We start from the raw sequence: 8,006 nt of genomic DNA, 5'->3' as shown, positions 1-8,006 counted from the left end.
TATTGTGTGGGTCGTCGAGTGGGGGGGCCCGGGGGGGTGCCGGCCCTCTCGTCCGTCCGGAGGTCGGTGACGACCGTCACCGCCACGACCGGATCGTGGCGATGCGCTCCTCGAGCTGCTCGATCGTGGCCATCGCGGTCGGCGGCCCGCCGCAGGCCCGGCGGAGCTCGTTGTGGATCACGCCGTGCGGCTTCTTCGTCCGGTGGTTGTGCAGCGCGACCAGCGTGTTCAGCTCCTTGCGGAGCTTCTGGAGCTGCTCGCGGACCGACATCGCGCGCGGCGGCTCCGGCGCGGGCGGCGGGGTCGCCCGGGCCGCGGCACCCGACCGCGGCGAGCCCTTGTCGACCCACTCCTGCTGCCGCTGCTGCAGCAGCGTGCGGACCTGGTCGGCGTCGAGCAGCCCGGGCAGCCCGATGTACTCCTCCTCGTCGGCGCTGAACGAGGCGCCGTCGAAGATCAGCTGGTCGAGCTCCGCGTCGGCGTGCAGCGCCGTGAACGACTTCTCGTCCTCCCCCGGCTCGTCCTGCTGCCGGTTGGCGAGGGCGAGCTCCTCGTCGTTCCACTCCTCCTTGGGCCGGTGCGGCTTGCCGAGGACGTGGTCGCGCTGCGCCTCCAGCTCGCTCGCCAGACCCAGCAGCACCGGGACGGACGGCACGAACACCGACGCGGTCTCCCCCGGCCGCCGCGACCGCACGAACCGGCCGATGGCCTGGGCGAAGTACAGCGGGGTCGACGCCGAGGTCGCGTAGACGCCCACCGCGAGCCGCGGCACGTCGACGCCCTCGGAGACCATCCGGACGGCGACCATCCACCGTTCGTCGGACTTCGAGAAGGCCTCGATGCGGTCCGACGAGCCCGCCTCGTCCGAGAGGATCAGCGCGGGCGCCGTGCCGGTGATCTGCTGCAGCAGGGCCGCGTAGGCGCGGGCGGTGGTCTGGTCGGTGGCGATGACGAGGCCGCCGGCGTCGGGCATCCCGCCGTTGCGGTGGGCGTCGAGCCGCTTGTCGGCGGCCGCGAGCACCGCGGGCATCCACTCGCCGCCGGGGTCCAGCGCGGTGCGCCAGGCCATCGCGGTCTGCTCCTTGGTGAGCGGCTCGCCGAGCCGGGCGCTGATCTCCTCGCCCGCGCTCGTCCGCCAGCTCGACGTCCCGGAGTAGGCCAGGAACACCACCGGCCGGACGACGTTGTCGGCCAGCGCGTCGGAGTAGCCGTAGGAGTGGTCCGCGCGACTGCGCAGCGCGCCCTCGGCGTCCCGGACGTACTCGACGAAGGGGATCGGGTTGTCGTCCGACCGGAAGGGCGTCCCGGTCAGCGCCAGCCGCCGCTCCGCCGGCTCGAACGCCAGCTGCACGCCCTCGCCCCACGACTTGGCGTCGCCGGCGTGGTGGATCTCGTCGAGGATCACCAGGGTGCGCCGGTTCTCCGTGCGGGCGCGGTGGGTGTTGGGGTGCACCGCCACACCGGCGTAGGTGATCGCGATGCCGTGGTAGTCCCGCGAGGTGCCGGCCGAGGCCCGGAACTCGGGGTCCAGCGCGATCCCGACCGCCGCCGCGGACTGCGCCCACTGGTACTTGAGGTGCTCCGTCGGGGTGACGACGGTGACCGCCTCGATCGTGCGGTCCGCCAGCAGCTCGCTCGCCACCCGCAGCGCGAAGGCGGTCTTGCCCGCGCCCGGCGTCGCGACCGTCAGGAAGTCCCGGGGCCTGGCGGCGAGGTACCGGGCGAGCGCCGAACGCTGCCAGGCACGCAGCGGGCGCGAGCCCAAAGCCGACACCGAGGAGAGTCCCTGAATCGGTACGGATTCCGTCTGCGACACACGTCTCCCTGTCCTGCCGACCTGCCCCCGGAGGGGTGCTGGGGCCGCCGATCAGCGTATCCGGCGGTCACCGCGGGCGACGCCGTGCCCCGACCCGGGCGCGAACGCGCACGTCACGCCCCGCGGGCTGGTCTGCGCCGCCCGGTCCGGGGTACACCTGCGGGCACACCGGACCGGCTGCGAGGATCGGCCGGACGGGCACCGGGGACGAGCCGGGCGGGAAGGGGCGCAGGATGACCCGGGCGGAACGGGACGGACGGTCGGCGGGCAGGTCGACGGCGCGGGCGGTGCGCTCGGGGGGGCCTTCGGCCGGGCCCGGCGGGGGCGGGCGATGACCCGGCCCGAGGCCGACGACGCCGCCCTGCCGCTCGACGCCCTGCTGACCGAGGCCGCCCGCGGCCCGCTGGCGCGGCTGCTGCCGGTCGCCCCGGCCGCGCGCCTCGCCGCGGCCGCGCTGCGCTCCCCCGCCGCCACGGCCGGCCGCGCCGCCGGCCTGCTGGCCGAGCTCGGCCGCATCGGGCTGGGCGGGCGCCCGGCCGCCGGCCGCACGGACGACCCGCGCCACGCCGACCCCGTCTGGGCGGACGACCCGCTGCTCTCCCGGCTGCTGCAGGCGCACCGGGCCACCCGGGACGCCGCGCTGGAGCTGGTCGAGGACCTCGCCGACGGACCCGAGGACGCCGACCGCCTCCGCGTCGCCGTCGCCCGGCTGGCCGACCTCCTGGCCCCCGGCACCAACCCGCTGCTGCACCCGCGGGGCCTGCGGGCGGCCCTGCGCTCCGGCGGCACGAGCGCCGTCCGGGCCGTCCGCGCCCTGGCCGCCGACCTGACCAGGCCGCCGCGGCTGCCCGACGGCGGCGCCCGCCTCGAGCCCGGGACCGAGACCGCGACCGCCCCCGGCGCCGTGGTGCTGCGCACCCCGCTGTTCGAGCTGATCCACTACCTCCCGGCCACCGAGCAGGTCGCCGAGGTGCCGGTGCTGGTCGTGCCGGGCGTGGTCAACCGCTTCCACCTCGTCGACCTCGCCCCCGACCGCAGCCTCGTCCGCCGGCTCGTCGCGGCCGGCCAGCAGGTGTTCGCGCTGTCCTGGCGCGACCCGGGCCCCGAGGACGCCGCTCTGGGTCTCGACGCCTACGCCGAGGCCGTCGTCGAGGCGCTGGGGGCGTGCGAGCGGATCTGCCGGGTGGACCGGACCACGGTGCTCGGCCTCGCCACCGGGGGGCTGCTCGCCGCGGCCGTCACCGCGCGGCTGGAGCGGCAGGAACGGGTCGCGGCGCTCGTGCTGGCCGGCACGTCGCTCGACCGCGAGCGCTCGCGTACCGGCCCCTCCGCCGCGCCGGTCGACGACGCCGAGGTCCGCGCCGCCGTCACGTCGGTCGGCCGGGCGGGGCTGCTCGACGGGCGCCGGCTCGCCGAGATCCACGCCCTGCTCTGCCCGGAGGCGCTGGTCTGGCCGGCCTGGGAGCGGCGCTACCTCGGCGACGGGACGACCCGGCCGGACCCGCTGCGCGCCTGGAACCTCGACGCCCTGCACGTCCCCGCGGCGCTGTTCCGGGACCTCGCCGGGCTGGCGCTCACCGGCGCGCTGACCCGGTCCGGGGCCGCCCACGTCCTCGGCGGCCCCGTCGACCTCTCCGCGGTCGACCGGGACGTCTACCTGCTCGCCGGCGTCGCCGACCGGGTGGGGAGCTGGCAGGCCGTCTACCGCACCTCGCAGGTGCTGGGCGGCAAGTGCCGCTTCGTGCTGGTCCCGGGCAGCACGGCGGCCGCGGTGGGGTACGGGACGAGCGCCCACCGGGTGGCCGCGGGCGCGGTGTCGGCGGGCAACCCGGCCGACGCCGAGCGCTGGCGGGCGGCCTCGCACGTCGAGCAGGGCTCGTGGTGGGAGGACCTGGTCACCTGGCTGGGCGAGCGCTCCGGCGCCGTCGTGGACGCGCCGCCGGAGCTGGGCGGACGCGGGCTGCACCCGATCCACCCGGCCCCGGGCACCTACCTCTCCTGAACCGGCTGGGCGGCGTCCCCTGGGCCGGGAGGCGAGGACCTTCGCGGGCCGGCCGCCGGGGGAATGAGGCGCGGCGCGGACCGGCCACGGCGAACCCGAGCCCCGAACCGGAGGCGGAGCCGGGCGCCCGGGGTCAGGCCCGCAGCAACTCCAGCAGCCGCTCCGCGGCGCCCGCCGACGACGCGGGGTTCTGCCCGGTGACCAGTCGCCCGTCCACCTCCACGTGCGGGCCCCAGGCCTTGCCGCGGGCGTAGACGGCGCCCCGGTCCGCGAGCCGGTCCTCGAGCAGGAACGGCACCACGTCGGTCAGGCCGACCCCGGCCTCCTCCTCGTCGGCGAAGCCCGTGACGTGCCGGCCCGCCACGAGGTAGGACCCGTCCTGCGCGCGCACGTTGACCAGTGCCGCGGGCGCGTGGCAGACGGCGGCGATCGGCTTGTCGTCGGCGAGGAACCCCTCGAGCAGCGCGATCGAGTCCGGGTTGTCGGGCAGGTCCCACATCGGGCCGTGCCCGCCCGGGTAGAAGACCGTGTCGAAGTCCCCGGCGGAGACGTTCGCGAGCTTCTCCGTGTTCGCGAGCTTGGCCTGCGCCTCCTCGTCGGCCTGGAAGCGCCGCGTCGCGTCGGTCTGCGACTCGGGCTCGTCGCTGCGTGGGTCGAGGGGTGGCTGCCCGCCCTTGGGCGAGGCGAGGGTGACGTCCGCGCCCGCGTCCGAGAACACGTAGTAGGGGGCCGCGAACTCCTCGAGCCAGAACCCGGTCCTGCGCCCGGTGTCGCCGAGCTTGTCGTGGGAGGTCAGCACCATCAGGATCTTCATGTCACCATCTCCGGCCCCTCGGGGACGTCGTCGACCGGCTGCTGCCGGACAGAGGTACCCATGCCGCGAGGCCCTACCCCTGGCTTCCCCGCCGGTCCTGCTCGGTCCGGACGATGCCGAGGATCGGGTGCTCGGAACAGACGAGATCGCCCGCGCTCCGCTCCTCGCCCCACGCACCAGCGCCGCGCACCTCCGGCAGATCCTCGGCAAGCCGTCGTCCCCGACCCCGACCCTCGCCGCGCTGCGTGCGGGGCGGGACGGCCTCTACGTCCCGCCTCGGATCGGAACTCCACGCCCGCGGCCGAATCGGGCCTCGCACCATGACCCGAACGACAGGACCTGACCGCGACAGCGGGTCCACACCGGCCGGGCCAGCACGAACCCCGCCGTCCACGAGCGACGGAGCACCCCGGGCGGGTCGTCCCACCCCGGGACGCACCCCGAGACCCCTACGGAACGACGGTGACGGGCCAGCGCCCCGCCCGCACCACCCGGACGGCCACCGAGCCGAACAGCTTGTGCCCGGCCTGCACGCTCGCCCCGACGACGACGGCGTCGGCGCGCTCGCGCTCGGCGACCTGGGTCAGGGCCAGGACGGGGTCGCCGGCGACCACCTCGAAGGCCACCTCGACGCCGTACTGCGGGCCGAGCTCCTCGACCCCGGCCCGCAGCTCCTGCAGCAGCGTGTCCTCCTGCGGGTCGGTGACGGCGGCGGCCGCCAGCGGCACCGCGGTGGCGAAGGCCACGGACGGGAGCCGGTCGGCGTAGACCGCCACGACGCGGCCACCCTGCCGGCGGGCCTGCCCCACGGCGTAGTGCAGCGCCCGCCAGCCCGTCTCCGACCCGTCGATGCCGACCACGACGGCCCGCGGGCCGTCGCAGCCGTACTCGAAGCTCACCGCCGGCCGCTCTCGTGCCCGAGGGCCCGCTCGGCGAGGATGGCCTCCTCCTCGACCGCGGGCACCTCGGTGACGGCCTCCTCGGCGGCCGCGTCCTCGGCCGCGGCGTCCTCGTCGGCCTGCTCGAGGGCGCGGTGCACGGTGGTCAGCAGCGCCACCCCGCCGAGGACGACGACGGCGGCGACCCAGAACGGGACGTGCACGTTCAGGCCCTCGGCCAGCAGCCCTGCGACGAACGGGGCGAGCCCGCCGCCGATGAACCGGACGAAGCCGTAGGTGGCGCTGGCGACGTTGCGCGGCACCGGGGAGATGCTCATGACCGCGGTCGTGACCAGGGTGTTGTTCAGGCCGACGAACGCGCCGGAGAGGATCACCGCGACGATCACGGTCGGCACGGAGCCCGAGAAGGTGCCGATCACCGCGAGGATGACGGCGATGCAGACCAGGCTGCCGTAGAGCGTCCGGGCGGTGCCGAACCGGTCCTTGAGCCAGGTGGCACCGAACACCGCGAAGATCGCGACGAGCACGCCCCACGCGAAGAACACGGCGCCGAGCCGGAGCGCGGACAGGTTCATGAGGAACGGCGCGTACCCGAGCAGGGTGAAGAAGCCCCAGTTGTAGAGCAGGCCGACCAGGCTCGTGGTGCGCAGGCTGCGGTACCGCAGGGCGGTCAGCGGCTCGGACAGCTTCGACGGCCGGGCGGGCCTGGGCGTCCGGTCGACGAACACGAGGGTCGCGACCAGCGCGATCAGCATCAGCGCCGAGACGCCGAAGAACGGCCCGCGCCAGGAGATGTTGCCCAGGAGGCCGCCGAGCAGGGGCCCGGACGCGATGCCGACGCCCAGTGCCGTCTCGTAGAGCACGATCGCGCCGCCGAAGCCGCCGCTGGCCGAGCCGACGATCACGGCGAGGCTGGTGGCGATGAACAGGGCGTTGCCGAGGCCCCAGCCCGCCCGGAAGCCGACGATCCCGCCGATGCTGCCGGCCAGGGCGGCGGCCGCGGCGAAGACGACGATCAGCGCCAGCCCCATCACGAGCGTGTGCTTGGCACCGATCCGGCTGGACACCCAGCCGGTGACGAGCATGGCCACCGCGGTGACGACGAGGTAGCTGGTGAAGAGCAGCTCCACCTGGGTGTGGCTGGCGTTCAGCTGCGTCGCGAGGGCGGGCAGGATCGGGTCGACGAGGCCGATGCCCATGAACGAGATGACGCAGGCGAAGGCCACCGCCCAGACGGCTTTCGGCTGCGTGAACGGACTTGCTGACGTGCCGTGCGAACTCACGACGGCTCCCCCTCGGTACGGGTCTCGCGGGTGGTCGGGGTGCCGGCGGCCTCGTCGTCGGGCCCGGTGGGGCCGGCGGGGGTCGTCGGGGTGGGTGGGGTCGGTGCTGGTGGCGCCTGCGGGGACGGGGTGTCGACCAGGGCGGCGAGCGCGGGCGCCGCGGCGAGCAGCGTGCGCCGGTCGTGCGCCGACAGGGTGGTGATCCGTTCGGCGAGGAACTCCGTGCGCCGGGCGTGCCGGCCGGCGATGTAGGCGTGGCCCGCGCGGGTGGCGGAGACCAGGGAGGCTCGCCCGTCCGACGGGTCCGGGGCACGTTCCACGAGCCCCGCGGCCTCGAGCCGGCTGACGATGCCGGTCATCCCGGGCTGTGAGGCCCGCTCCTGCGCGGCGAGCTCGGTGACGCGCCGGGGCCCGTTGCGGTCGAGCTCGTCGAGCACGGCGAGGGCGACGGCGTTCCACTCCTCGGCGCGCAACGTGCGGCGCAACCAGCTGGCCGTGCGCTCGAGGACGCGGGCGAGCTCGGCCACCTGCGCGTCGGCCAGCACCGGGCTCACGGATGCCGTGGGAGTCACGAGGGCCATTACATCACGCAACTATATAAATGGTCGATGCATACCGGCTCACATGTGATCCTCCGGGTCCCGCAGGGTTCGAACGCCTGTTCTAGGGTCACCCTTGACGTTCCGCCCAGCAGGAGAGGGAGCACGTGACCGCCGAGACCGATCCCACCTCGACCGACACCGCCCCGACCGGCACCGCCCCGACCGGGGGCTCCGCACCGGCGCCCGCAGCCGAGGCCGCGGCCGTCGCGGCGCCCGAGGGCGAGGGGCCCCCCGCCGCCCCCGCACCGGCCGCAGCCGAGCCGGAGAAGCGCAAGCGCGGCCGGCCGAAGGGCTCCACGGCCCGCACCACCCGGGTCGTCGAGCTGACCCTCACTGTGAGCGGCACCGCCGACGGCGAGTGGCAGGCCGAGCTCAAGCGCGGCACCACCTGGCTGGCCCGGGCCCTGCCCGTCTCCGCGGGCGCGGTGCAGAAGGCCGCGGCCGAGCTGCACGCGGAGATCGCCGGGCCGATCGAGGAGGTCATCGGCGAGGCGCGGGCCACCCGCGAGGCCAAGGTCGCCGAGCTGGAGGCCCAGCTGGAGCAGGCGAAGAAGGCGCTCGCCGAGCTCGACTGACCCCCTCGGCCGACC

7 protein-coding genes are annotated in these 8,006 nt (G+C 75.6%); 2 read left to right on the top strand and 5 right to left on the bottom strand.

Going from position 1 to position 8,006, the window contains the following annotated elements; all coding sequences use genetic code 11:
- Positions 1–76: 76 nt before the first annotated feature.
- The gene (locus tag LWC35_RS21870) at positions 77–1,774 is read right to left on the bottom strand and encodes a DEAD/DEAH box helicase (protein ID WP_232872046.1); all 1,698 of its coding nucleotides are present in this window, start codon (positions 1,772–1,774) and stop codon (positions 77–79) included.
- A gap of 373 nt (positions 1,775–2,147) precedes the next feature.
- Here LWC35_RS21870 and LWC35_RS21865 point away from each other — a divergent pair, with 373 nt between their 5' ends.
- Entirely contained in the window at positions 2,148–3,818 is a 1,671-nt protein-coding gene (locus tag LWC35_RS21865) for an alpha/beta fold hydrolase (RefSeq protein ID WP_232872045.1), read from the top strand.
- A gap of 133 nt (positions 3,819–3,951) precedes the next feature.
- On the opposite strand, the gene LWC35_RS21860 is transcribed toward LWC35_RS21865, so the two are convergent.
- The 4 genes from LWC35_RS21860 to LWC35_RS39455 all read right to left on the bottom strand — a co-directional run bounded on the left by LWC35_RS21860 (position 3,952) and on the right by LWC35_RS39455 (position 7,386).
- A complete protein-coding gene (locus LWC35_RS21860) occupies positions 3,952–4,632 on the bottom strand; it encodes a type 1 glutamine amidotransferase domain-containing protein (protein WP_232872044.1) in 681 nt (226 codons plus the stop codon).
- Between the two features lie 449 nt (positions 4,633–5,081).
- Positions 5,082–5,531, bottom strand: coding sequence for a universal stress protein (locus LWC35_RS21855; RefSeq protein WP_232872043.1), 450 nt, complete (start codon positions 5,529–5,531; stop codon positions 5,082–5,084).
- Complete coding sequence (locus tag LWC35_RS21850; protein WP_232872042.1) at positions 5,528–6,814, bottom strand: MFS transporter; 1,287 nt, start codon at positions 6,812–6,814, stop codon at positions 5,528–5,530. The genes LWC35_RS21855 and LWC35_RS21850 overlap by 4 nt, the downstream gene beginning before the upstream one ends.
- Positions 6,811–7,386, bottom strand: coding sequence for a MarR family winged helix-turn-helix transcriptional regulator (locus LWC35_RS39455; RefSeq protein ID WP_308194625.1), 576 nt, complete (start codon positions 7,384–7,386; stop codon positions 6,811–6,813). Before LWC35_RS39455 ends, LWC35_RS21850 begins: the two co-directional genes overlap by 4 nt.
- A gap of 134 nt (positions 7,387–7,520) precedes the next feature.
- On the opposite strand from LWC35_RS39455, the gene LWC35_RS21840 reads away from it, so the two are divergent.
- Positions 7,521–7,991 carry a DUF6319 family protein gene (locus tag LWC35_RS21840; RefSeq protein WP_232872041.1) on the top strand — a complete coding sequence of 157 codons (471 nt, stop codon included), beginning with the start codon at positions 7,521–7,523 and terminating at the stop codon, positions 7,989–7,991.
- Positions 7,992–8,006: the final 15 nt, after the last annotated feature.

The sequence above is a fragment of the Pseudonocardia kujensis genome (assembly GCF_021283305.1).
In the GTDB taxonomy this organism is placed as follows: domain Bacteria; phylum Actinomycetota; class Actinomycetes; order Mycobacteriales; family Pseudonocardiaceae; genus Pseudonocardia; species Pseudonocardia kujensis.
The sequence above is the reverse complement of the archived record's forward strand: the minus strand, read 5'-3'. Positions and strand labels throughout refer to the sequence as shown.